Genomic DNA, 23,206 nt, shown 5'->3' on the forward strand with positions numbered 1-23,206 from the left:
GACCGACATTCAGGCGTTTGGTCGGGATTGGGGCGCAACCGCTATCGACGAGAGATCGGTCGCTGCGTCGATCGGAATTCCGACCGCCTTGCGCTCGGAATAGCGATCGACCAGCTGCGCGGCGTGAGGCCGGGACAGGATGGTGAAACGGACCAGCTCCTCCATCACATCGACGATGCGCTCATAGTAGGCGGACGGCTTCATTCGCCCGGCGTCGTCGAATTCCTGGAAGGCCTTGGCCACGCTCGACTGGTTGGGAATGGTGATCATCCGCATCCAGCGGCCGAGCAGCCGCAGGGTGTTGACGGCGTTGAAGCTCTGCGACCCGCCGGAGACCTGCATGACGGCCAGGGTCCGCCCTTGGGTCGGGCGCACGCCGCCCATGCTCAGGGGCAGATGATCGATCTGCAGCTTCATCAGGCCCGAGACCTGACCGTGCCGCTCCGGGCTGCACCAGACCATGCCTTCGGACCACAGGGCATGGTCGCGCAGTTCGCGCACCGCCGGGTGGTCATCGTCGCCCGGCGCCCCCGGAAGAGGCAGGTCCGACGGGTCGAAGATGCGGGTCTCGCATCCCATCCATTGCAGCAGGCGAGCCGCCTCCTCGACGCAGAACCTCGAGTAGGACCGTTCGCGCAGCGATCCGTAGAGGAGCAGGATCCGGGGTGGTTGGTCGTGCGGCCCCAGACCGCGGGCCGGATCGGCCGAGAGATAGGCCTTGTCCAAGGCCGGCAGGTGATCCGGATCGGGAAGCGGGCGCAGGCGGGCGAAGGCCATCAGAGGTCCTTGGTCAGATAGGCTGCCGACGCCGGGCAGAGTCCAGCGAACTCGCGGGTCCGTCGGATCGCCTCCGGCGCCGTCTGGCGGTTCGCCGCCCGGTAGCCGTGTCGGGCGAAGAAGGGCTCGGCCGCCGTGGTGAGCAGATGCAGGCGTGCGCCGCCCATGTCGCCGGCGATGATCTCGGCGGCGGCCAGCACCCGGGCTCCCAGGCCCCGCGCTTTCCGGTCGGCGAGGACGACCAGCGAGCGGACCAGCAGGTCGCGCCCCTCCCCTTCCAGTCCGACATAGCCGACGACGGCGCCGTGGTGATCGGCGCTGAAGTAGCGGCCGGCGTCGGGCGCGGGCAGGCCTTCGGCCCGCAGCGCGGCGATCAGGCCGGCGTCGGTCGGTTCGATCAGATAGAGGACCACCATCACCCGGCGTCCGCCGGCGGGACCGTTTCCGGGAACCACCGCCGGCCCATCCAGAGGGCGACCGACACCAGCAGGATCAGCACCGGCACCTCCACCAGCGGGCCGATGACAGCGGCGAAGGCGACCGGCGAGGCCAGGCCGAACGCCGCGATGGCGACCGCGATGGCCAGCTCGAAATTGTTGGAGGCCGCCGTGAAGGCCAGCGCCGTGGTGCGCGGGTAGTCGGCCTCGATCAGCTTGCCCATCAGGAAGCTGACGACGAACATGACGAGGAAGTAGATCGTCAGCGGAATGGCGATGCGCAGGGCATCCAGCGGCAGGGCCACGACCTCTCCACCCTTCAGGCTGAACATGGCCACGATGGTGAAGAGCAGCGCGATCAACGTAATCGGTCCGATGCGCGGCAGGAAACGACGCTCGTACCAACCGGCGCCCTTGCGGGCGATCAGGCAGCGGCGCGTCAAAAAGCCCGCCACGAACGGAACGCCGAGATAGACGAGCACGGCTCCGGCGATGGTCCAGACGCTGACGTCCACCACACTGCCCCGCAGGCCGAACAGCGGCGGCAGAACGGTGAGGAAGAGCCAAGCATAGAGGCTGAAGAACAGGATCTGGAAGATCGAGTTGAAGGCCACGAGACCGGCCACATACTGGTTGTCGCCTCGGGCCAACTGGTTCCAGACCAGCACCATGGCGATACAGCGCGCCAAGCCGATCAGGATCACGCCGGTCATATATTCCGGCTGATCGCGCAGGAAGATCGCCGCTAGAGCGAACATCAGCACCGGACCCAGAATCCAGTTCTGGACCAGCGACAGCGCGAGGACCCGCTTGTCGGCGAACACGCGCGGCAAGGCCTCATAGCGGACCTTGGCCAGCGGCGGGTACATCATCAGGATCAGGCCGATGGCGATCGGGATGTTGGTGGTACCGACCGAGAGGCTGTCGACCCAGGCGGGCAGGCCCGGCACCATGGTTCCGAGCAGAACGCCGACGGCCATGGCGGCGAAAATCCACACCGTCAGCCAGCGATCAAGGAACGACAGGCGGCGTGGCGACCTGGCGGGCGCTTCGGTCATCGTCCCACCCGCCGGCCGTCGGCGTCGATGACGACCTCTCCGTCTTCCTTGGTGAAGGGCTTCAGGTTCTCGACCGGCAGCAGGTCCAGCACGGCCTCCGACGGGCGGCAGAGACGAACCCCCAGGGGACCGACGACGATCGGACGGTTGAGCAGGATCGGATGGGCCTCGATCGCATCGAGCAGTTGCTCATCCGTCCGGTCGGGGTTCTCGAGACCCAGCTCGGCGAAGGGCGTGCCCTTCTCCCGCAGCAGGTCACGCAGCGGCGCGCCGGTCCGCCCGGCCAGCCAAGCGACCATGGCGCGCGACGGCGGCGTCTTCAGATACTCGATTACGTGAGGCTCGATCCCGACGTGCCGGATCAGCTCCAAGGCGTTGCGAGACGTCCCGCACGCGGGGTTGTGATAGATTACGATGTCCATGGCGTCCTCACGAGCAACAGGGCGCGAGGTCTGCCAACAGCGGCTCGCACAGGTCCGCCCTGCCCCCACAGCAGTCCTTGAGCAGGAACAGGACCAGGTCGCGAAGCCGGTCCAGGTCGGCCCGATAGATGATCGACCGGCTGCGACGTTCCGACTGGATCAGCCCCGCCCGGCTTAGGACGGCCAGATGGGACGAAAGCGTGTTGGCCGGGATGGCGAGGTGATTGGAGATGTCACCGGCCGGCAGGCCCTCCGGTTCGTGACGGACCAGGAGACGAAACGCCTCCAACCGGGTCGACTGCGCCAGGGCAGCGAGAGCGAGAATCGAGGCTTCGGCTTCCATAGTTCCGCATTAGTCGAAATATGGAAGTATTCAAGCCGCTGACGCCAGGGGATGCGCAAGCCTACGGTGGAGAGGATACGGCTAGGCCTGTCGCAATCTTTCGGGTTCGATTCTCCCAGCAAAGCGGAGATTTCGATGGCCCAGGCCAGCCCACCCCTACGCCGCACGATCAAGAAACCTGAACTGCACCAGATGGTGCCGCTCGCCGACAGCACCATCTGGGAGATGGAGCGCCGGGGCGAGTTTCCGAAGCGGTTCCTTCTGACGCCCCGCTGCGTGGTCTGGGACCTGGCCGAGGTCGAGGCGTGGCTCGAGCGGCGCCGCAACCAGCCGATCCGCCGCGCCCCGCCGCCCGATGTCCGCCGACGCGTCAGCCGACCCGTCAGAACTTTGGATCGAAGCGAGGTCCCTCTCCCTCCGGCACACTGAGCACCGGCGTGAACGTCCGCCCGGCCTCCCAGGCCTCGACCGCGTCCGACCACTGCTGCGCCATATGCCGTCGCTGCATCTCGAACTCCGCCTTGTTGTAGACCCCGCGCGACGACCGCTCCTCGTGAGCCAAGCCCTTTTCGATCCAGTCCGAGTTGAACCCCATCTCGTGCAACAGGGTCGAAGCCGTCCGTCGCAGGTCGTGCACGGTGAACGGCTCCAAAGGCAGTCCCCGCTTCTTCGCCAGCGCGGCGATGGCGGAGGTCACGCGATTGAAGGTCGCCCGCGACATCGGCGCGTCCGCGTCGTAGCGCGACGGCAGGATGTATTTGGAGTTCCCCGCGCAGGTCTTCAGGGCGATCAGGATGTCGAGCATCTGGGTCGACAGATAGACGTTGTGGGGCCGGGAGCGCTTCATCCGCGCCGCCGGGATCGACCAGACGGCGTTCTCGAAATCCACTTCTGGCCAGACGCCATCCTGCAGTTCGCTCTTTCGCACCATGCTGAGCAGGATGAACTTCAGCCCGAGCCGGATGGTCGGCAGGGTCGCCACCTCTCCGAGAAGCCCCAGCATGATGCGGATCTCGCTCGGCGACAGGCTGCGGTCTCGCGGCCGGAAGGTCGCGATCGACGCCGGCCCGACGCCGTCGGCCGGATTGTCGATCTTCTCGCCGTGCAGAATCGCCCAGGCGTAGATCTGTTTGACGATGTCGCGCACATGGATCGCCGTCGCCGGCGCGCCGCGGTCCACGATGGTCTTGCAGTGCGCCCGGATGTCGTCGGGAGTGATCTCGCTAAGCAGGCGGTTTCGCCACTGCGGCAGCACCTCGCGATTGAAGATCGACCGGCGCATGTTCCGTGTGCTGTCCGCCATCGGTGCGGTGTCCATCCAACGCTGGGCGACATGCTCGAAGCTGCGCGCCTCTTTCAGACGACGCTTGGCGCGCTGCTTCTCCAGGGCGGGCGACACGCCGTCCGCGATGGTCCGCTTGATCTCGAACAGACGTTCCCGCGCCTGCGAGAGGCTCAGACCGCCCCGTCCGTAGCGCCCCAGGGTGAGCGTCTCTCGCCGACCGTTGAAGCGATAGTCGTAGCGGAACGAGATCGCTCCCCCGGGCGAGATGTAGGCGTACAAGCCGTCCCTGTCGGTACTCTTGTAAGGCTTTGATTTAGGCTTCAAATTCTTCAGAGCGGCATCGGTAAGCACGGTAAAACCTCCTCGCACCGGACAGGCCCGGAAATCGGCGGTTCGAGGTCGATATTTTCTCGCCTTTTCAGCGTCTTGCTTGAAAAGAATACCGTCAACGGCTCGCCGTGGCCCAGACGGTATGAGCCGGAATCCATGGGAGCAACGGAGCGCGATACCGTCAGACAGGTCGGCATCACGAAAAAAAGACCCTCCGAAAGGCTCCGAACGGTCTCGACAGAATTCACTTTCGCGTCAGCAACTTACAGCCCATTTCGGAAGCGTTCTCGAAAGCTCCCGAAAGGCCCGAATTATTCCCACTCGATCGTGCCGGGTGGTTTTGAGGTGACGTCGTAGACGACGCGGTTCACGCCCCTGACTTCATTGACGATGCGCGTCGCGGTGCGACCCAGAACGTCCCAGGGAAATTCAAAGAAGTCCGCCGTCATGCCGTCGGTGGAAGTGACGGCTCGCAGCGCCAGAACTTTTTCATAGGTCCGGGCGTCGCCCATGACGCCAACCGTCTTGACAGGCAGCAAGACGGCAAAGGCCTGCCAGATCTTGTCGTAGAGGCCGGCCTTGCGGATTTCGTCCAGATAGATGGCGTCGGCCTGTTGCAGGGTTTCGACGGCATCGGGCGTGATCTCGCCGGGGATGCGGATGGCCAGGCCTGGCCCGGGGAATGGATGGCGGCCCACGAAGGCATCGGTCAAGCCCAGCTCGCGGCCCAGCGCCCGGACTTCGTCCTTGAAGAGCTCGCGCAGCGGCTCCACGAGCTTCAGCTTCATATAGTCGGGCAGGCCGCCGACGTTGTGGTGACTCTTGATGACGTGGGCCTTGCCGCTGGACGAGGACACGCTTTCGATCACGTCGGGATAGAGGGTGCCCTGGGCCAGGAATTCGGCGCCGTCGATCTTGGACGCCTCGCGGTCGAACACCTCGATGAAGACCCGGCCGATGGTCTTGCGCTTGGTCTCGGGGTCCGACTGCCCGGCCAGCGCGCCGAGAAATTCTTTCGACGCATCAACGTGTATGAGCGGGATGTTGTAGTGCTCGCGGAACAGGGTCGTGACCTGTTTGGCCTCGTCCTTGCGCAGCAGGCCGGTGTCCACAAACACGCAGGTCAGTTGGTCGCCGATCGCTTCGTGGATCAGCACGGCCGCGACGGATGAATCGACGCCGCCCGACAGGCCGCAGATCACCTTGGCGTCGCCGACCTGTTCGCGGATCTGGGCGATCTTCTCGTCGCGGTAGGCGGCCATGGTCCAGTCGCCCTTCAGCCCGGCGATGCCGTGGGTGAAGTTCTTCAACATCTGGTGGCCGCGCGGGGTGTGCATGACCTCGGGGTGGAATTGCACGCCGTAGAAACGGCGCGCCTCGTCGGCGATCACGGCATAGGGCGAGCCTTCAGACGTGGCGACCACGTCAAAGCCCTGAGGGATGGCGACGATCTTGTCGCCGTGGCTCATCCAGACCGTCTCCTCCTCACCAACGGGAGCCAGGTCGGCCAGCAGAAGCGATGATTTCTGGACGGTGATCTCGGCGCGACCGAACTCACGGGTGTGGCCGCCCTCGACCTTGCCGCCCAGTTGCTCGCACATGGTCATCTCGCCGTAGCAGATGCCCAAGACCGGCACGCCGGCTTCAAAGACGCCTTGCGGTGCGCGGGGGCTGCCCTCTTCGTGCACGCTCTCGGGACCGCCCGAGAGAATGATGGCCGCGGGCTTCATGGCAGCCAGCGCGGCTTCGGCCTTCTGGAAGGGATGGATTTCGCAATAGACACTGGCCTCTCGCAGGCGGCGCGCGATCAGCTGGGTCACCTGGCTGCCGAAATCGACGATCAGGACTTTCTGGTGGTCGGTCATCAGGTCCTCTCGTAGAGCGCGATGAAGAAGCCGTCGGTGCCGGTGGAGGCGGGCGACAGGCGCAGGGTGTGGCCATTCGCAGCCTTTGCCAGCGTGGCGCGGGCGGCATCGGTCAGGGTGTGGGTGGCGACCAGATCGGCGACGGCCACCGGCCGGAAGCCGGGGTTTGCGGCCTCGAAAGCCTCCGCCGTCGCCTCATTCTCGGCGCGCAGGACCGAACAGGTGACATAGGCCAGGCGGCCGCGCGGCTTCACCAGCTGTGCTGCCTGAGTCAGGATGCGCCGTTGCAGGGCATGCAGCCGCTCGACCTCGTCCGCCTTGAGCCGCCATGCGTCCTCCGGGTGGCGACGCCACGCGCCCGAGCCGGTGCAGGGCGCATCGACGAAGACCATATCCGCCTTGCCGTTGAACTCCTCCACCCCGCCGCCATTCTGGCCGATCAGGCGCAGGTCGGCAGCGACGCCGGCTCGGGCCAGGCGTGGCTGGATGTTGTCGAGCCGCTTCTGCACGACGTCGCAGGCGATCAGACGGACCCCGGATACTGGCGGCTTGGGTGCGGTGGCCGGATCAGCATCGCCTACGGGCGACCAGCCTGCGGCCCGGGGTGGCGCGGTCGGACCGGACGAGGCGACGGGCAGCGCCAGCATGGCCAGGGCCAAAGTCTTGCCCCCACCGCCCGCGCAATAGTCGATCACGACACTATCTGGCGTCAGGGAGAGGCCCGCTCCGGCCAGCCAGGTTACCAGCTGGCTGCCCTCGTCCTGAATCTCGACGCGGCCGCCGTTGAAGGCGTCCAGAGCCTGGACATTCGGGGCTGGCTCGGACGGCAGGCGCAGGCCCACAGCCGACCACGGCATGGGTTCCGGCGTCAGACCGGCCGCCATCAGCTCTGCTTTCGCCGCCTGCGGCGTCGTGCGGGCGGTGTTGACGCGCAGATCGACGGGGGCTCGCGCCATCAACCCTTGCGCCTGCGTGGCCCAGTCGTCGCCGAACGTCGCCTTGAAGTCCTCGATCACGAAGGTAGGCAGACCGGCGACGGCACCGTCGGCGTCATCGCCCTCCCCGGCCTCGATGCGGGCACGTTCCTGTTTGGACAGCGGGCGTGGGCCATAGCCGTCGCCACTGTGCAGGGTCTCGATCTCTTCGAGCGACAGCCTGTCCAAAAACGCCAGCGAACCGATCACCAGGGCCCGCCCATCCTCGCGTCCACCCATGGCGCGGACCAGACGACCGCGCGAACGCAGCACCAGATAGACCCGCTCGGCGATGGCGCGACGGTCCTTGGACCCGGCATAGCGGTTGGCCGTGCCCCAGGCCTTGATGACGACATCGGCGGCCGCGCGGCCTTGGGCGATGCTGTCCAGAATGGAGGCGGCGGCGACGAGGCGGGCGGCTGGGGTCAAGACGTTCCGATCAGGGTCAACAGGGGAGCCGCGATCACCATCAACAGCCCGACCAGCGAGACCAGGAAGACGACCGTGCGAAGATAGGGCACGCCGAAGGCGTAGAGGGGCACATAGACGACGCGGGCCCAGAAATAGAGGGCTGCGCCCCACAGGGTCAGACCGTCCTGAACCCCCATGACATGGGCGATCAGGACCGCACCGATAAACAGCGGCAGGGTCTCGTAGAGATTGGTCTGGGCGCGTTCGAGGCGGGCCGTGACAGGCTTAACCGGCGGCATGTCGCCGTCGCGGGCACCGGCATTCCATTTGGCCCCATACTGGGCCGTGCGACCGGCGGCGGGCAGGAAGATCTGCACCACCGCCAGGATCAGGGTCGCCGACAGATAGATCAGTTCGGTCGTCATGAACCCGTCCCTCAGCCCTGCCGGTAGTTCGGCGCTTCGCGGGTGATCATCACGTCGTGGACGTGGCTCTCACGCAGGCCAGCCCCGGTGATGCGTACGAAGCGGGCGCGTTCCTGAAGCTCAGGGATCGTCCCGGCACCGACGTAACCCATGGCGGCGCGCAGGCCGCCGACCATCTGATGCAGCACGGGTGCGATCGGGCCCTTGTAGGGCGTCTGACCCTCGATGCCTTCGGGCACCAGCTTCTGGGTGTCCTCGACTTCTTTCTGGAAATAGCGGTCGGCCGAGCCGGCCCCCATAGCCCCGACCGAGCCCATGCCGCGGTACGACTTGTAGGAGCGTCCCTGGTACAGGAAGACCTCGCCGGGGCTCTCGTCGGTGCCGGCGAACATCGAGCCCATCATGGCCACGCTGGCCCCGGCCGCGATGGCCTTGGCCAGGTCGCCGGAATATTTGATGCCGCCGTCGGCGATGACCGGCGCGCCCGAGCCCTTGGCGGCGCGAACCGCCTCCATGATCGCCGTCAGTTGCGGAACGCCCACGCCCGCGACGATGCGGGTTGTGCAGATGCTGCCCGGGCCGATGCCGACCTTCACGGCGTCGGCACCCGCGTCGATCAGGGCGCGCGCGGCGTCATAGGTGGCGACGTTGCCGGCGATCAGCTGGATGCGGTTCGACTCGCGCTTGATGCGTTCGACCACGCGGCTGACCTGGGCAGAGTGTCCATGGGCGGTGTCGATAACCACCACATCCGCGCCCGCCTCGGCCAGGGCCATGGCCCGCTCATAGCCTGCGTCGCCGACGGTCGAGGCCGCCCCGACCAGCAGGCGACCCTGATCGTCCTTGGCGGCATGGGGATGGGCCTGGGCCTTTTCGATGTCCTTCATCGTGATCAGGCCGGTGGCACGATAGTCCTCGTCGACCACGATGACCCGCTCGATCTTGCGATCCCGCAGCAGGGCTCGCGCCTCGTCGCGCCCGGCCCCCTCGCGCACGGTGACGAGGTCGCCCGTGGTCATCAGCTCGATGGCCTTGCGGTTCGGGTCGGTGTCGAACCGCATGTCGCGATTGGTCAGGATGCCGACCAGACGACCGGTCTCGGGATCGACGACTGGAAAGCCGCTGATCTTCTTTCGGGCCACGATCTCGCGGATTTCACCCAGGGTCGTGCCGGGGTTGATGGTCACCGGATTGATGACCATGCCGCTCTCGAACCGCTTCACCTCGCGGACCTGATCGGCCTGCTCCTGGACGGTCATGTTGCGGTGAATCACACCCAGACCACCAGCCTGGGCCATGGCGATGGCCAGCCGACTTTCGGTGACCGTGTCCATGGCGGACGAGGTCAGCGGGATATTCAGACTGATGTCGCGGGTCAGCTTCGTAGAGACGTCCGCATCTGCGGGCATGATCTCTGAGGCGCCGGGTTCCAGCAAAACATCGTCGAAGGTGAGCCCTTCGCGTATCTCCATGAGGAGTCTCCGTTTTGCGGGCCGCGTATAACGCCCGTCGGGCCGGAACCGCAAGGGCCACGGCGCCCTATAGTGACGATAAAGACTTTTGGCTTGCGCCGCGTGGCCCCGCCCCCACATCTAGAGCACCCATGGTCCGCGCCATCCTGTCCACTGCCCGTCGCCTTGCGCTGAAGATCGCCAGCTATGGTGTGATGCACCTGCTGGTGGCCATTCTGGTGGCCTTCGCCATCACGCGCGACTGGCGACTGGCCCTGGCCGTCGGGTTCGTGGAGCCCTTCTTCCAGACCATCGCCTATTCGATCCACGACCGTGTCTGGCACCGGGTCGAGCGTCGCGGCATGCTGACCGGCGTCGAGGAGGCGTCCGAGGCCTTCACCGCCCGCCTGGGCATGATGACGCCGGAGGAACAGACCCGCGCCCACGGGCATGGTCTCGGCTTCGGCTCCCATGCTGGCCACAGCCACGCCCTGCCCCGCTCGTTCAAGCAGATCGCGGCCAAGACGGTGACCTACGGCATCATGCATTTTGCCGTGGCTGTGCTGGTCTCCTTTGCCCTGACCCGCGACTGGCGGGTGGCCTTGGCCATCGGGACGATCGAGCCGCTGGTCCAGACCTTGTTCTTTACCGTGCATGACCGCGTCTGGACCCGGATCGAAGCGAGAAAGGCCCGGCGCGCTGCAGAGCTGGCCGAGGTCTGAGGCCTACTTCCGGTTCATGGCCACCAGAAAGACTTCGGCGCTGTCTTTCCGACTCGACGAAGGCTTGACGTATTTCACAGTCTCGAACTCAGCCCGCAGTCGCGCCAACACGCCGCCCGCATCCCCGCCCTGGAAATTCTTGGAAACGAAATGCCCGCCGGGCTTCAGGGTTCGGATGGCGAAGTCGGCGGCGATTTCGATCAGAGCGATGATCTTCAGGTGGTCGGTCTGGCGGTGGCCGACGGTGTTGTGCGCCATGTCGGACAGGACGACATCGGGCGGCCCGCCCAGCAGGTCCATCATCTGCTGATCCACGCCCGGATGGGTGAAATCGGCCTGGACCAGTTCGGCCCCCGGGATCGGCTCGATCATCAGGAGGTCGACTCCGACCACCGACCTGGCCCCCTTCTTCAAGGCGACCTGCACCCAGCCGCCCGGCGCGGCCCCCAGGTCAATGACCCGGCTGCCCGGCTTGATCAGGCGGAAGCGGTCGTCGATTTCCAGCAGTTTGAAGGCCGCGCGGCTGCGCCAGCCCTCGGCCCGCGCGCGCTCGGACCATTTGTCGGACAGCTGGCGCTTGATCCACTGCTGGCTGGACATCGACTTGGTGTCCGCCGTCTTCATCTTGGTGCCCATGCCGCGTCCGGCGGCCGTGCCGCCCGACGGAGGGCGGACCATGCGGCGGCGCTCTGGGGCGGGAGGGGTCTTTTCGTCGTCACTCATCCTTCCCACATAGCCGGGACGGCCTTCACGGGCTATGACCCCCGCCAGATTCAACACATGGAGCGCGCCGATGGCCGACGAAACCCTGACTTTCAAACTCGACACCGGCGACGGCGAAGACCGCAATGTCGTGATCAAGCTGCGTCCCGACCTGGCGCCGAACCACGTCGCCCGCATCACCGAGCTGGCGCGTGAAGGCTTCTATGACGGCGTGGTCTTCCACCGCGTCATCGCCGGCTTCATGGCCCAGGGTGGCGATCCGACCGGCACCGGCACATCGGGCTCCAAGAAGCCGAACCTGAAGCAGGAGTTCTCGCGCGAGCGTCACGCCCGCGGCGTCTGCTCCATGGCCCGCACCAGCGATCCGAACAGCGCCAACAGCCAGTTCTTCATCTGCCTGGACGACGCGTCTTTCCTGGACGGTCAGTACACCGTCTGGGGCGAAGTGACCGAGGGCATGGAACACGTCGACGCCCTGCCCAAGGGCGAACCGCCCCGCAACCCGGGCAAGATCGTCACCGCCACGGTGGCCTGATATCGAAAGGGCCGCTCGAACGAGCGGCCCTTTTTTCTATTCTATCTCCACGACTTCGACCCTCGGCCCATTGAGGACCAGCGCGATCTCGCCCCGTTTAAGCTTCAGCGCATCCTCGCCGAACAGCTGACGACGCCAGCCCTTGAGCGCATCCACGTCCGCCTGATCGTCGAGCGCGATCTTCTCCAGATCAGCGACATTGGCCAACAGCTTGGTCGCGACCCCGGCATTGTCGCTCTTGGCTTTGAGCAGCACCTTCAAGAGCTCGACAACAGAGGGCGGCGCGGGCTGGTTGTGGCCAGGGCGTTCCAGCTTGGGCGCATGGGCCTCCGGATCGGCCAGCACCCGCTTCAGCTCGGCACAGAGTTCCAGACCGAGGCGCGACGCACCGAAACCCTTGGGCACGGAGCGCAGGCGGTTGAAGGCTTCGGGGTCTGTAGGGCCCTGCGCCGCGATCTCGTCGATGGCTTCGTCCTTCAGGATGCGGCCGCGCGGTTGGTCTCGCTCCTGCGCCGCCCGCTCGCGCCAGACGGCGGTGGCGACGAAGGCGGCCAGGTATTTGGCGGAGAACTTCTTGGGCTTGAGCCGCTTCCAGGCCTTTTCCGGCGTGGTGTCATAGAGGTCCGGATCGGTCAGATCCTCCATCTCGGCCATGACCCAGTCCAGCCGACCCTCCTTGACCAGCCGGTCACGCAGCTTGGGATACAGCGCCGCGAGGTGGGTCACGTCGCCCAGGGCATAGGTCAGCTGGGCGTCCGATAGCGGGCGCCGGGCCCAGTCGGTGAAGCGGCTGCCCTTGTCCACGTCCTGACGCAGCATCTGACGGACAAGCGCCTCATAGGAAACCTGATCGCCGAAGCCTGCGGCCATACCGGCCACCTGAGTGTCGAACATCGGCTTGGGCATGGCCCCCAGTTTAACGAAGATTTCAGTGTCCTGACGGGCGGCGTGGAAGACCTTCAGGATGTTCGGATCACGCAGCAGATCGAGGAACGGCTCCAGATCGATGCCCTCAGCCAGGGGATCGATAATGCCGGCGTCGGTGCTGGAAGCGGCCTGGATCAGGCACAGCTTGGGCCAATAGGTCGTCTCCCGCATGAACTCGGTATCGACCGTGATGAAGGGGGCTGTGGCCAGCTTCGCACAGAAGTCGCGCAAAGCCTCGGTGGTGGTGATTGGCGTCATTCCGATGCTATAGCCCCGCGCGATACGGTTGTGGCAAGAGCCGCGACACATTTCCGCCTCTCTGATTCAGGCCCGTGACCCATGAGCGACACCCCCGACCCGCTGAAGAACGGCCTGACCTATGCCGATGCCGGCGTGGACATCGATGCGGGCGAGCGGCTGGTGGACGCCATCAAGCCCCTGGCCAAATCGACCCGTCGGCCCGGCGCGGAGGCCTCGCTGGGCGGTTTCGGGGCGCTGTTCGATCTGAAGGCGGCGGGGTTCGAGGACCCGCTGATCGTCGCCACCACCGACGGTGTCGGCACCAAACTGAAGATCGCCATCGAGACCGGACGTCATGACGGCGTCGGCATCGACCTGGTCGCCATGTGCGTCAACGACCTGCTGGCGCAGGGGGCCGAGCCCCTTCTGTTCCTCGACTATTATGCGACGGGCCAGCTCGACATCGACGCCGCCCGCCGCGTGGTGACCGGGATCGCCGAAGGCTGTCGTCAGGCCGGATGCGCCCTCGTCGGCGGCGAGACGGCCGAAATGCCGGGCATGTACTCGGGCGGCGACTATGACCTGGCCGGTTTCTCGCTCGGCGCCGTCGAGCGCGGGCATGCCCTGCCTTATCTGGATCGCCAGGCTGCCGGCGACATCATCATCGGCCTGGCTTCCTCGGGTCCGCACTCCAATGGCTATTCCCTGATCCGCAAGGTGGTCGAAAAGTCCGGCCTGTCGTGGGGTGACGACGCCCCCTTCGCCAAGGACCGCACCCTGGCCCAGGCGCTGATGGAGCCGACCCGCATCTATGTGAAGCCGGTCCTGCCGCTGATGAAGGCCGGTCTGATCAAGGGCGCGGCGCACATCACCGGCGGGGGCCTGATCGAAAACCCGCCCCGGTGCATCGCCGAGGGTCTGGAGGCCTCATTCGACTGGGACGCCTGGCCCATGCCTCAGGTCTTCCAGTGGATGGGCGAGGTCGGCGGCATCTCCGATCACGAACTGCGCCGGACCTTTAACTGCGGCGTCGGCTTCATGCTGGTCGTCGCGCCCGAGAATGCCGAGCCGGTCCTGGAGGCCCTGCTGAACGCCGGCGAAGTCGCTTTCGTCTGCGGTCAGCTCCAGGCTGCCTGACCGGCCGTGACCAACGTCGCTCGCAAGGTCCGCGTCGCCATCCTGATTTCAGGCACCGGCTCCAACATGGCCGCGCTGATCGACGAGGGGCAGAAACCGGGCGCGTCTTTCGAGGTGGTCCTAGTCGTCGCCAATCGCCCCCATGCCGGCGGCCTAGCGATCGCCGAGGCCAAGGGTGTGAAGGGCGTCGCCATCGACCACCAGCCATTCGGAGCGGATCGTGCCGCGCATGAGGCCGAAATCCAGCGCCTGCTGATCCAGCACGATGTACAGCTTGTCGCCCTGGCCGGTTATATGCGCGTCCTGACACCCGGCTTCGTCCAGGGCTGGCGGGGGCGGATGATCAACATCCACCCCAGCCTGCTGCCGCTCTATCCCGGCCTGGACACCCACGCCCGCGCCATCGCAGCGGGAGACACCCAGGGCGGTTGCACCGTGCATCAGGTGACCGAAGGCGTCGATGAAGGCGAAATTCTGGGCCAGTCCGCCGTGCCGATCCTGCCCGACGACACCCCCGACAGCCTGGCCCAACGCGTGCTTGAGGCCGAGCATCGGCTGTACCCACAGGTGCTGTCCGAGCTGTGCCGGACGCTGGATTAGATTTTCGTAATCTGGTGCTTTTGCGGGCGACAACCGTCCGCAGCAGGCGCAGTTTCCGGCCCGATCTGTCAAACGGAACGCTGCCCATGCTGAAACTTCGTCTTCTGGCCTGCACCGCCGGTGCCGCCATCCTGCTGTCCGCCGGCCTGGCCTCGGCCCAGACCCGCCCGGTGGTCGAGATTCCATCGACCGACGCCCCGGCCATCGGCACCTTCGGCTTCGATGTCGAAGGCATGGATACCTCGGTCCGCCCCGGAGACGATTTCAACCGCTTCGCCAACGGCACCTATCTGCGCAACACGCCGATTCCGGCGGACAAGTCGTCCTATGGGGCCTTCCACAAGCTGGACGATCAGGCCCAGCTGGACCTGCGTGCGCTGGTGGACGAGAGCGCGGCCAATCCGGGGTCCAGCCCCGACGCCGCCCGCATCGGCACCTTTTACGGCAGCTTCATGGACGAGGCCGCGATCGAACGGCTGGGGGCCTCCCCGCTTCAGGCCGATCTGGCCGAGGTGCGCGCCGCCGACACCCGCGAGAAGATGGCCGAGCTGATGGGCCGCACCCAAGGCGGCTTTGGCGTCAATCTGTTCGGCGTCAGCGTCTTTGAAGACCTTCGCGAGCCCAACAAGAACAGCGCCTACGTCAGCCAGGGTGGTCTGGGCCTGCCGGATCGCGACTACTATCTGGAGGCCTCCTTTGCCGAGCAGAAGGCGGCCTATCAGGCCTATGTCGCCGAGGCGCTGGAACTGGCCGGCTGGGCGAACCCCGAACAGGAGGCCGCAGACGTGGTCGCGTTCGAGACCCGCCTCGCCGAACAGCACTGGACCCAGGTCCAGTCGCGCCAGCTGGACAAGATCTACAACCCCACCACTCTGACCGACCTGGCCGCCTCGGCCCCCGGCTTCGACTGGGCCGGCTGGGCACGCGGCGCGGGCATTTCCAATGTCCCGACTCTGATCGCGACGACCAATACCGCCCTGCCCGGCATGGCCCGTGTCTATTCCGAAACGCCCGTCGAGACGCTGCAATCCTGGCAGGCTTTCCACGTCATCAACCAGGCCGCACCCTATCTGTCCAAGGCCTTCGTCGACGCCAACTTCGACTTCTTCGGCAAAACGCTGAGCGGCAGTCAGGAGAACCAGCCCCGCTGGAAGCGCGGTGTGTCCCTGGTCGATGGAGCCTTGGGCGAGGTGCTCGGCAAGGAATATGTCGCCCGCCACTTCCCCGCCGAGTCCAAGGCACAGATGGAGGAGCTGGTCGCCAACCTGCGGCTCGCCATGACGGCCCGCCTGCAACGTCTGGACTGGATGAGCGAGGAAACCCGCCAGCAGGCGCTCTACAAGATGAGCAAGTTCAATGTGAAGATCGGCTATCCCGAGCAATGGCGCGTCTATGATGGGCTGGAGCTGGTGCCCGGCGATCTTTACGGCAATGTCGAGCGGTCCAGCGCATTTGAATGGGCCTACAACCTGGGCAAGCTGAACAAGCCGGTCGATCCGCTGGAATGGGGCATGACGCCCCAGACTGTGAATGCCTATTACAACCCGCCACGCAACGAGATCGTGTTTCCTGCGGCCATCCTCCAAGCCCCGTTCTTCGATCCCAATGCCGATCCAGCGGTCAACTATGGCGGCATCGGTGCCGTGATCGGCCACGAGATCACCCACGGATTCGACGATCAGGGCCGCAAGGTCGACGGCGACGGCGTCCTGCGCGACTGGTGGACGGCCGAAGACGGGGCCAAGTTCGAACAGCGTGCGGCGGTGCTGGGAGCCCAGTATTCAGCCCTGTCTCCGATCGAGGGCGCGACCGTCAACGGCGACTTGACGATGGGCGAGAACATCGCCGACCTGGGTGGTCTGCTGATGGCGCTGGATGCATATCACCTGTCGCTGAACGGCCAGCCCGCGCCGATTATCAATGGCCTGACGGGCGATCAGCGGGTCTTCCTGGGCTGGGCCCGGGTGTGGCGCAACAACTCGCGCGATGAATATCTGCGCAATCAGGTGACCACCGACCCGCACGCCCCGGCTCAGTACCGGGCGGCGGTGCCGCCGCGCAACATCGACGCCTGGTACGCTGCTTTCAGTGTTGAGCCCGGCGACGAGCAGTATCTGGCCCCGGAAGCCCGCGCGCGCATCTGGTGAGCAGGTTGCAACCGAACGAAAAAGGCCCCGGCGATCGCTCGCCGGGGCCTTTGTCAGTGCTGGCTGCACGCCTTAGCCGACAATCTGGTCGTCCGTGAAGAACTGGGCGATCTCGATCTTGGCGTTTTCGGCCGAGTCCGAACCGTGGACCGAGTTCTCGCCGATCGACAGAGCGAACTGCTTGCGGATGGTGCCTTCGGCGGCCTGCTCCGGGTTGGTCGCGCCCATAACTTCGCGATATTTGGCGATGGCGTTGTCAGCTTCCAGCACCTGGACCACGACCGGCTCGGCCGTCATCTGCTCGACCAATTCGCCGTAGAACGGGCGCTCGGCGTGGACTTCGTAGAATTTCTTGGCCTGGGCTTCGGTCAGGTGCACGCGGCGCTGGGCGACGATGCGCAGGCCGGCGTCCTCGATCACGGCGTTGATCTTGCCGGTCAGGTTGCGGCGCGTGGCGTCGGGCTTGATGATCGAGAAGGTGCGTTCGGTCATGAGAAGTGACTTCTTGTTTGGGAGATTGAAGGTGGGGGCTTATAGACGCGCCCTCAGTCATTTCCAAGGCATCCCTAACGCTCTCGGCCCCCTCCCGGATTGGGCCGCTCGCTGCACGAGGGACGGACCCAATTCAAGCGCTCCCCATCCATGCTCCAGATCACCAACCTGACCTTCAATGCCTGGGGCCGCCAGTTTCTGGATGACGCCTCGGTCAGCCTGCCGCCGGGATCTAAGGTCGGCCTGGTGGGTCGCAACGGCATCGGCAAGTCGACCCTGTTCAAGATCATTCTGGGCGAGCTGGCCGGCAACGGCGACGAGGTCAGCCTGCCCAAGACCGCCCGTATCGGCTCGGTGGATCAGGAACACCCCGCCACCCCTGTCAGCGTGGTCGACACCATTCTGGAGGCGGACACAGAGCGCCACGACCTGATGACCCGGCTGGAGACGGCCGAACCCGAGGAGATGGGCGAGATCTGGTCGCGACTGATCGAGATCGACGCCGACAGCGCGCCGGCCCGCGCGGCCGAAATCCTGGTCGGTCTGGGCTTCAGCCAGGCCGATCAGCAGCGACCTATGTCCGAATTCTCCGGCGGCTGGCGCATGCGCGTGGCCCTGGCGGCAGCCCTGTTCGCCGAGCCGGACATGCTGCTGCTGGATGAGCCGACCAACTACCTCGATCTCGAAGGGGCGCTCTGGCTCGAGGCGCGCCTCAAGAAATATCCGCACACGGCCCTGATCATCTCCCACGACCGCGAGATGCTGAACGAGGTCTGCACCCACATCCTGCATCTGTCGAACCGCAAGCTGACGCTCTACACCGGCAACTACGACCAGTTCGAAAAGGCCCGCGCCGAGAAGCTGCGCCTGATGGCGGCGACCCAGGCCAAGCAGGAGGCCGAACGCGCGCACCTTCAGAAATTCATCGACCGCTTCAAGGCCAAGGCATCCAAGGCCACCCAGGCCCAGTCGCGCGTCAAGAAGCTGGAGAAGATGGAGCGGATCGAACTGCCGCCCGACGAGCGGGTCGCGCCCTTCACCCTGCCCTCTCCGCCCCGCCCGCTCGCCCCGCCGCTGATCCGGCTGGAGAAGGCCAACGTCGGCTATGAGCCCTCCAAACCGATCCTACGGAACCTGAACCTGCGCATGGATCTGGACGACCGCATCGGTCTTCTGGGCGTCAACGGAGCGGGCAAATCGACCTTCGCCAAGATGATCGCCGGCGCGCTCGACATCGAAACGGGCGAACTGCACCGCGACAGGAAAATGCGCGTCGGCTGGTTCCACCAGCATCAGATCGAGGCGATGGACCCCACCGACACGCCGCTGGAAATCATCCGTCGCGCCATGCCGGATGCCTCCGAATCCAGCCGCCGTAGTCGCCTGGCCCAGTTCGGCCTGGCCTTCGAGAAGCAGGAGACCAAGGTCGAGGCCCTGTCCGGCGGCGAGCGCGCGCGCCTGCTGCTCAACATGGTAGCGATGGACGCACCCCACGTCCTGATCCTGGACGAACCGACCAACCACCTGGATATCGACAGCCGCCGCGCCCTGCTGGACGCGCTGAACGAATACTCCGGGGCCGTCATCCTGATCACCCACGACCGCTCGCTGATGGAACTGGTGGCCGACCGGCTGTGGCTGGCGGCCGACGGCATGGTGAAGCCCTTCGACGGCGACATGGACGACTATGCCAAATTCGTCCTCGACCGCGCCAAGGCCGCGATCTCCAAGCCCAGCCAGGTCAAGGAGGAGACCGCTGCCGCAGCCGCGCCTGCGTCGGCCAACAAGGGCAGGAAGAACGACAAAAAATCAGGCCCGTCGCCGTCAACTTTGCGTCATGGCGTCAAGAAGGCCGAGGAGCGGATGGCGCAACTGACCGCCGAGATCGCCCGGATCGACGACGACATGGCCAATGCTTCGGTCAGCAATCCCAAGGCGCTGGAAGGCCTCAGCCGCGCGCGCGCCACGACCCAGGCCGACCTCGACGCCGCCGAACAGGCCTGGATCGCCGCAGAAGAAGCCCTGGCCGAGGTGTCCTGAGATGAAGCCCATCGCCTTCAGCCGTGAGGAAACCGCCGCCATCACCGCCAAGCTGCGGGCCTATTTCCGCGATGAGCTGGAGTTCGATCTGGCCGCCCTGCCCGCCGAGATGCTGGTGGACTTCCTGGGCCGGGAAATCGGGCCGTTCTTCTACAATCGTGGCCTCTATGACGCCCAGGCCGTCGTCGCCGCCAAGGCCGAAGACATCGGAGAGGCCATCGCCGGCCTGGAGCGCAGCTAGGGCGGAGCGGTAACGCCCCGCCCGCTTAGTCAGCCGTTGGTCGAGGCCTGCATATAGGTTTCCTCATAAGGCTGGACCACGACCCAGCCCTCGCCGGCGAACTTCATCTGGATACTCTCGCCCGAGCCCCGACCCATCAGGGTCTTGAACGAGATGTCCGTGGCGATTTCGGGCGTCAGATTGCCCGACCAGGCGACCGTCGCATTCGGGTCGGTGAAGATCGGCCCGGTCGCCGCGCTGACCTTCAGGATCAGCGGCTCATAGTGGGAGGTGATGGCCACGATCCCATGGCCGCTCAGACGCACATTGAACAGGCCGCCCGACAGCATGCCGGCCACCCGCTTCATCATGGTGATCTGGTTGTCGATGCCCGCTTCCAGGGCCAGCACATCGTTGCCGTTGACGAAGATCGTGTCCCCAGCCAACCGCAGCAGGGTGATCTTCTTGCCCTCGTCGGCCAGATAGACCCGCCCCTGGCCCTCCATCTTCATCAGAACCATGCCCTCGCCGCTAACGGCCTTCTTTAGTAGATTGCCAAGGCCCTGCTCCAGAATGCCCTGGCGGGTGAACTTCACCTGACCGGTACGCGCGACCATGGCCCCGGCCTTGGCCCAGACCAGACCGTTGACCCGCACCTCCAGCAGGTGGTCGTTCTCCAGCTCGAAGGCCTCGGCGCTGACGTCCTTCTCCTTGTAGGCGTCGATGAATTCGGAGACGGTCTTGACGGGCATTAGGGCTCCAGACGTGGATTGTGGATGCTCCCGAGCCTGATCGGATATCCGGCATTTCACAAGAGCAGCGGTAGTGTTCCTGTAACAGGAATCACTGGACAGCTTCACCTCGCCAAGGAGCCTTTCATGATCCGCCTCGCTGTTATCGCCGCCGCCCTTTCGATCGCCATGCCTGCCCTCGCTCAGGAACCGGGTGCCCAGCGCTACCTGCTGGAATTGTCGGTCGTTCAGGACGGCGTCCAGATCGTCTCCGCTCGCACCCAGATTCTGGAGGATGCGCCGGCCAGCGCCTCTGCCAGCGTCGGAGGCCAGACCTATGAATTCGAGGCCGAGCTGTTCACGGTCCAGGGCGACGGCGACGATGCCCAGCTGCAGCTGGAGGCCAATCTGTCTCGCGGCGAGCAGCACATCGCCTCACCCCGCCTGACCTTCCTGCGCGGCGACAAGGCGGCCGTTCAGGTGGGCGATCAGAGCGGCGACCTGCTGACCATGACGATCACGCCGATCGAATAGGGGTTTCAATCGGCGAACTGGGGCATACTTCCCGACTCAATGCCCATCCGTCGCCTCCCCCCCGAAACCGTCAACCGCATCGCCGCCGGCGAGGTGGTCGAACGCCCGGCCAGCGCCATCAAGGAGCTGGTCGAGAATGCCCTCGACGCGGGCGCGACGCGGGTGGAGATTCAGGCCGACGGCGGGGGCTTGAGCCGCATCCTGATCGCCGACGACGGCCACGGCATGGCCCCGGACCAGCTGGCCCTGGCCATCGAACGGCACGCGACCTCCAAGCTGGAGCCCGACGATGCGGGCGACGTCGACCTGCTGCGCATCTCGACCCTGGGCTTTCGCGGCGAGGCCCTGCCCTCCATCGGCTCGGTCGCGCGCCTGACGATCACAAGCCGCCCGAAAGCAGGCGGCGACGCCCACAGCATCACCGTCGACGGCGGCGATCAGAAACCCGTCAGCCCCGCCGCCTTCCCTGGCCCGCACGGAGCACGGGTCGAGGTCCGCGACCTGTTCTATGCCACTCCCGCCCGGCTGAAGTTCATGAAGTCCGAGCGGTCGGAGGCCATGGCCATTTCGGAAGAGATCAAGCGCCAGGCCATGGCCCATGAAGCCGTCGCCTTCACGCTCGATCTGGACGGTCGCACCACCCTGCGCCTGCCCGCCGAACACCCGGGCGATCAAGGGCGGCTGAAACGCCTCGCCGCCCTGCTGGGCCGCGACTTCGAGGCCAATGCCCTGCTGATCGATCAGGAGCGGGACGGCGTGCGCCTGTCCGGCTATGCGGGCCTGCCGACCTATTCGCGGGGCAATGCGGCGCATCAGTATCTGTTCGTCAATGGCCGCCCCGTGCGCGACCGCCTTCTCCAAGGCGCTTTGCGAGGGGCCTATGCCGACTTCCTGGCGCGGGACAGACACCCGGCCGCCGTCCTGTTTCTCGACATCGACCCGCTGTATGTCGATGTGAACGTCCACCCGGCCAAGGCCGAGGTCCGGTTCCGCGACCCGGCCCTGGTGCGCGGCCTTATCGTCGGCGGCCTGCGCCACGCCCTCGCCGCCGCCGGCCACCGCGCCTCCACCACCGTCGCCGACAATGTGCTGGCGGGGTTTCAGGCCCATGCGGGAGCTCCTCAGGGACTAGGGACTAGGGGTCAGGGACTAGGGTCGTCCGCGGGCGCGTCCGGCTACAGCGGATGGCAGGGCTGGGCCGCCCCGGCCACGCAAACGGCCCAGCTGATCCCCGGCCTGAACGAACGCAGCGCCCGTGTCGAGCCGGGCACCGACACTCCCTACTCCCTAACCCCTAATCCCTATTCCCTCGACCGCGAGGTCGATCACCCCCTCGGCGCCGCCCGCGCCCAGTTGCACGGCACCTATATCGTGGCCCAGACCCGCGACGGCCTGGTCGTGGTGGACCAGCACGCGGCGCACGAGCGGCTGGTCTATGAGCGGATGAAGGTCCAGATGGCCAGGGGCTCCGTCACCCGCCAGGCCCTGCTGACGCCCGAGGTGGTCGAACTGGACCCGTCAGAGGCCATGCGCGTGGTCGCCCGCGCCGAGGAACTGGCCGAGCTGGGCCTGATCGTGGAGGCGTTCGGCGGCGGGGCCGTTTTGGTGCGTGAAACCCCCGCCCTGCTGGGCGACACGGACGTCCAGGGCCTGATCCGCGACATCGCCGACGACCTCAGCGAACACGGCGCCGCCCTCGCTTTGACCGAGCGCCTGGGCGAGGTCTGCGGCACCATGGCCTGCCACGGCTCCGTCCGCGCCGGCCGCGTACTGAGTGCCCCCGAAATGAACGCCCTCCTCCGCGAAATGGAAGCCACTCCGCATAGTGGGCAGTGCAACCATGGGCGGCCGACCTATGTGGAGCTCAAGCTGGCGGATCTGGAGCGGCTGTTTGGGCGGAGATGAAGCGCATGCCCTCCATACTCTTCGTCTGCCTCGGCAACATCTGTCGCTCGCCCCTCGCGGAGGCGGCGCTGCGCGAGGAGGCGCGGCGGCGCGGGGTGGATCTGGTCGTCGATTCCGCAGGCACGGGCGACTGGCATGCGGGCGAGCCGCCGGATGAGCGGGCCATAGCGGTAGCGGCGCGGCACGGGGTGGACATCGGGGCCCTGCGGGCGCGGCAGGTGACGCGGGCCGACTTCACCCGCTTCGACCGCATCGTCGCTCTGGACCACGAGAACCTGAAGAACCTGCGCAAGCTTGCGCCCGCGAACGCCACGGCCCGGCTCAGCCTTCTGCTGGACCACGTGCCCGGCCGGGAGGGTCAGGGCGTGACCGACCCCTGGTTCGGCGACGCCTCCGGCTTCGACACCACCTGGGCCGAGGTCACCGCGGCGGCGCGGGGGCTGGTGGAGCGGCTGCGATCACAAGATTGATCTCA

At 66.1% G+C, this 23,206-nt stretch carries 25 protein-coding genes; 11 read left to right on the forward strand and 14 right to left on the reverse strand.

What is annotated here, in order from left to right; all coding sequences use genetic code 11:
* Positions 1-9: 9 nt before the first annotated feature.
* The 5 genes from arsH to ACE3TH_RS01635 are packed head-to-tail and all read right to left on the reverse strand — an operon-like array spanning position 10 to position 3,037.
* Entirely contained in the window at positions 10-777 is a 768-nt protein-coding gene (arsH, locus tag ACE3TH_RS01615; protein ID WP_055808170.1) for an arsenical resistance protein ArsH, read from the reverse strand.
* Entirely contained in the window at positions 777-1,193 is a 417-nt protein-coding gene (locus ACE3TH_RS01620; RefSeq protein WP_219895951.1) for a GNAT family N-acetyltransferase, read from the reverse strand. Before ACE3TH_RS01620 ends, arsH begins: the two co-directional genes overlap by 1 nt.
* Positions 1,193-2,272 carry an ACR3 family arsenite efflux transporter gene (gene arsB / locus ACE3TH_RS01625; protein WP_055808168.1) on the reverse strand — a complete coding sequence of 360 codons (1,080 nt, stop codon included), beginning with the start codon at positions 2,270-2,272 and terminating at the stop codon, positions 1,193-1,195. Before arsB ends, ACE3TH_RS01620 begins: the two co-directional genes overlap by 1 nt.
* On the reverse strand, positions 2,269-2,694 hold the full coding sequence (gene arsC / locus ACE3TH_RS01630) for an arsenate reductase (glutaredoxin) (RefSeq protein WP_017505589.1): 426 nt from the start codon (positions 2,692-2,694) through the stop codon (positions 2,269-2,271). The genes arsB and arsC overlap by 4 nt, the downstream gene beginning before the upstream one ends.
* A 7-nt stretch (positions 2,695-2,701) precedes the next feature.
* The gene (locus ACE3TH_RS01635; protein WP_017505590.1) at positions 2,702-3,037 is read right to left on the reverse strand and encodes a helix-turn-helix transcriptional regulator; all 336 of its coding nucleotides are present in this window, start codon (positions 3,035-3,037) and stop codon (positions 2,702-2,704) included.
* Positions 3,038-3,172: 135 nt separating this feature from the next.
* On the opposite strand from ACE3TH_RS01635, the gene ACE3TH_RS01640 reads away from it, so the two are divergent.
* The gene (locus ACE3TH_RS01640; RefSeq protein WP_081600486.1) at positions 3,173-3,466 is read left to right on the forward strand and encodes an AlpA family transcriptional regulator; all 294 of its coding nucleotides are present in this window, start codon (positions 3,173-3,175) and stop codon (positions 3,464-3,466) included.
* On the opposite strand, the gene ACE3TH_RS01645 is transcribed toward ACE3TH_RS01640, so the two are convergent.
* The 5 genes from ACE3TH_RS01645 to guaB all read right to left on the reverse strand — a co-directional run bounded on the left by ACE3TH_RS01645 (position 3,420) and on the right by guaB (position 9,799).
* A complete protein-coding gene (locus ACE3TH_RS01645; RefSeq protein ID WP_055808164.1) occupies positions 3,420-4,673 on the reverse strand; it encodes an integrase arm-type DNA-binding domain-containing protein in 1,254 nt (417 codons plus the stop codon). The genes ACE3TH_RS01640 and ACE3TH_RS01645 overlap by 47 nt on opposite strands.
* Positions 4,674-4,963: 290 nt before the next feature.
* Positions 4,964-6,517 (reverse strand): glutamine-hydrolyzing GMP synthase, encoded by a 1,554-nt coding sequence (guaA, locus tag ACE3TH_RS01650; protein ID WP_374596703.1) that lies wholly within the window; start codon positions 6,515-6,517, stop codon positions 4,964-4,966.
* Positions 6,517-7,920 carry an RsmB/NOP family class I SAM-dependent RNA methyltransferase gene (locus tag ACE3TH_RS01655; RefSeq protein ID WP_374596705.1) on the reverse strand — a complete coding sequence of 468 codons (1,404 nt, stop codon included), beginning with the start codon at positions 7,918-7,920 and terminating at the stop codon, positions 6,517-6,519. The genes guaA and ACE3TH_RS01655 overlap by 1 nt, the downstream gene beginning before the upstream one ends.
* Positions 7,917-8,327 (reverse strand): MAPEG family protein, encoded by a 411-nt coding sequence (locus tag ACE3TH_RS01660; protein WP_374596707.1) that lies wholly within the window; start codon positions 8,325-8,327, stop codon positions 7,917-7,919. Before ACE3TH_RS01660 ends, ACE3TH_RS01655 begins: the two co-directional genes overlap by 4 nt.
* Positions 8,328-8,338: 11 nt before the next feature.
* Positions 8,339-9,799: an IMP dehydrogenase gene (gene guaB, locus ACE3TH_RS01665; protein ID WP_374596709.1), complete on the reverse strand. Its 1,461-nt coding sequence runs from the start codon at positions 9,797-9,799 to the stop codon at positions 8,339-8,341.
* A 131-nt stretch (positions 9,800-9,930) separates the two neighbouring features.
* Here guaB and ACE3TH_RS01670 point away from each other — a divergent pair, with 131 nt between their 5' ends.
* The gene (locus ACE3TH_RS01670; RefSeq protein ID WP_374596711.1) at positions 9,931-10,500 is read left to right on the forward strand and encodes a DUF2061 domain-containing protein; all 570 of its coding nucleotides are present in this window, start codon (positions 9,931-9,933) and stop codon (positions 10,498-10,500) included.
* Positions 10,501-10,503: 3 nt separating this feature from the next.
* Here ACE3TH_RS01670 and ACE3TH_RS01675 read toward each other — a convergent pair whose 3' ends face one another.
* Complete coding sequence (locus ACE3TH_RS01675) at positions 10,504-11,223, reverse strand: RlmE family RNA methyltransferase (RefSeq protein ID WP_374596713.1); 720 nt, start codon at positions 11,221-11,223, stop codon at positions 10,504-10,506.
* A gap of 70 nt (positions 11,224-11,293) precedes the next feature.
* Between ACE3TH_RS01675 and ACE3TH_RS01680 the strand changes: the two genes are divergently transcribed.
* Positions 11,294-11,758 carry a peptidylprolyl isomerase gene (locus ACE3TH_RS01680; RefSeq protein ID WP_374596715.1) on the forward strand — a complete coding sequence of 155 codons (465 nt, stop codon included), beginning with the start codon at positions 11,294-11,296 and terminating at the stop codon, positions 11,756-11,758.
* Between the two features lie 36 nt (positions 11,759-11,794).
* On the opposite strand, the gene rnd is transcribed toward ACE3TH_RS01680, so the two are convergent.
* A complete protein-coding gene (gene rnd / locus ACE3TH_RS01685; protein ID WP_374596717.1) occupies positions 11,795-12,943 on the reverse strand; it encodes a ribonuclease D in 1,149 nt (382 codons plus the stop codon).
* A gap of 81 nt (positions 12,944-13,024) precedes the next feature.
* On the opposite strand from rnd, the gene purM reads away from it, so the two are divergent.
* From purM to ACE3TH_RS01700, 3 genes are all read left to right on the forward strand, one after another.
* Positions 13,025-14,062, forward strand: coding sequence for a phosphoribosylformylglycinamidine cyclo-ligase (purM, locus tag ACE3TH_RS01690; RefSeq protein WP_374596719.1), 1,038 nt, complete (start codon positions 13,025-13,027; stop codon positions 14,060-14,062).
* Between the two features lie 6 nt (positions 14,063-14,068).
* Positions 14,069-14,662 carry a phosphoribosylglycinamide formyltransferase gene (purN, locus tag ACE3TH_RS01695; protein WP_374596721.1) on the forward strand — a complete coding sequence of 198 codons (594 nt, stop codon included), beginning with the start codon at positions 14,069-14,071 and terminating at the stop codon, positions 14,660-14,662.
* A gap of 86 nt (positions 14,663-14,748) precedes the next feature.
* Entirely contained in the window at positions 14,749-16,809 is a 2,061-nt protein-coding gene (locus ACE3TH_RS01700) for a M13 family metallopeptidase (RefSeq protein WP_374596723.1), read from the forward strand.
* A 72-nt stretch (positions 16,810-16,881) separates the two neighbouring features.
* Here the strand turns inward: ACE3TH_RS01700 and ndk are convergent, their stop codons facing one another.
* Positions 16,882-17,301 carry a nucleoside-diphosphate kinase gene (gene ndk, locus ACE3TH_RS01705; protein WP_374596725.1) on the reverse strand — a complete coding sequence of 140 codons (420 nt, stop codon included), beginning with the start codon at positions 17,299-17,301 and terminating at the stop codon, positions 16,882-16,884.
* 150 nt (positions 17,302-17,451) lie between these two features.
* Here ndk and ACE3TH_RS01710 point away from each other — a divergent pair, with 150 nt between their 5' ends.
* Positions 17,452-19,341: an ABC-F family ATP-binding cassette domain-containing protein gene (locus ACE3TH_RS01710; protein WP_374596727.1), complete on the forward strand. Its 1,890-nt coding sequence runs from the start codon at positions 17,452-17,454 to the stop codon at positions 19,339-19,341.
* A 1-nt stretch (position 19,342) separates the two neighbouring features.
* Positions 19,343-19,582 (forward strand): DUF2164 domain-containing protein, encoded by a 240-nt coding sequence (locus ACE3TH_RS01715; protein ID WP_374596729.1) that lies wholly within the window; start codon positions 19,343-19,345, stop codon positions 19,580-19,582.
* A 29-nt stretch (positions 19,583-19,611) separates the two neighbouring features.
* Here ACE3TH_RS01715 and ACE3TH_RS01720 read toward each other — a convergent pair whose 3' ends face one another.
* Positions 19,612-20,313, reverse strand: a complete 702-nt coding sequence (locus ACE3TH_RS01720) for an AIM24 family protein (protein ID WP_374596731.1) — start codon at positions 20,311-20,313, stop codon at positions 19,612-19,614.
* 126 nt (positions 20,314-20,439) lie between these two features.
* Between ACE3TH_RS01720 and ACE3TH_RS01725 the strand changes: the two genes are divergently transcribed.
* Genes ACE3TH_RS01725 through ACE3TH_RS01735 form a run of 3 tightly spaced genes read left to right on the forward strand, consistent with a single transcriptional unit; the run spans position 20,440 to position 23,201 of the window.
* Complete coding sequence (locus ACE3TH_RS01725) at positions 20,440-20,826, forward strand: hypothetical protein (RefSeq protein ID WP_374596733.1); 387 nt, start codon at positions 20,440-20,442, stop codon at positions 20,824-20,826.
* Positions 20,827-20,865: 39 nt separating this feature from the next.
* Positions 20,866-22,731: a DNA mismatch repair endonuclease MutL gene (gene mutL / locus ACE3TH_RS01730; RefSeq protein ID WP_374596735.1), complete on the forward strand. Its 1,866-nt coding sequence runs from the start codon at positions 20,866-20,868 to the stop codon at positions 22,729-22,731.
* A gap of 5 nt (positions 22,732-22,736) precedes the next feature.
* Positions 22,737-23,201 carry a low molecular weight protein-tyrosine-phosphatase gene (locus tag ACE3TH_RS01735; RefSeq protein WP_374596737.1) on the forward strand — a complete coding sequence of 155 codons (465 nt, stop codon included), beginning with the start codon at positions 22,737-22,739 and terminating at the stop codon, positions 23,199-23,201.
* The last annotated feature ends 5 nt before the right edge of the window (positions 23,202-23,206 follow it).

The sequence above is a fragment of the Brevundimonas sp. genome (genome assembly GCF_041919755.1).
Classification (GTDB): domain Bacteria; phylum Pseudomonadota; class Alphaproteobacteria; order Caulobacterales; family Caulobacteraceae; genus Brevundimonas.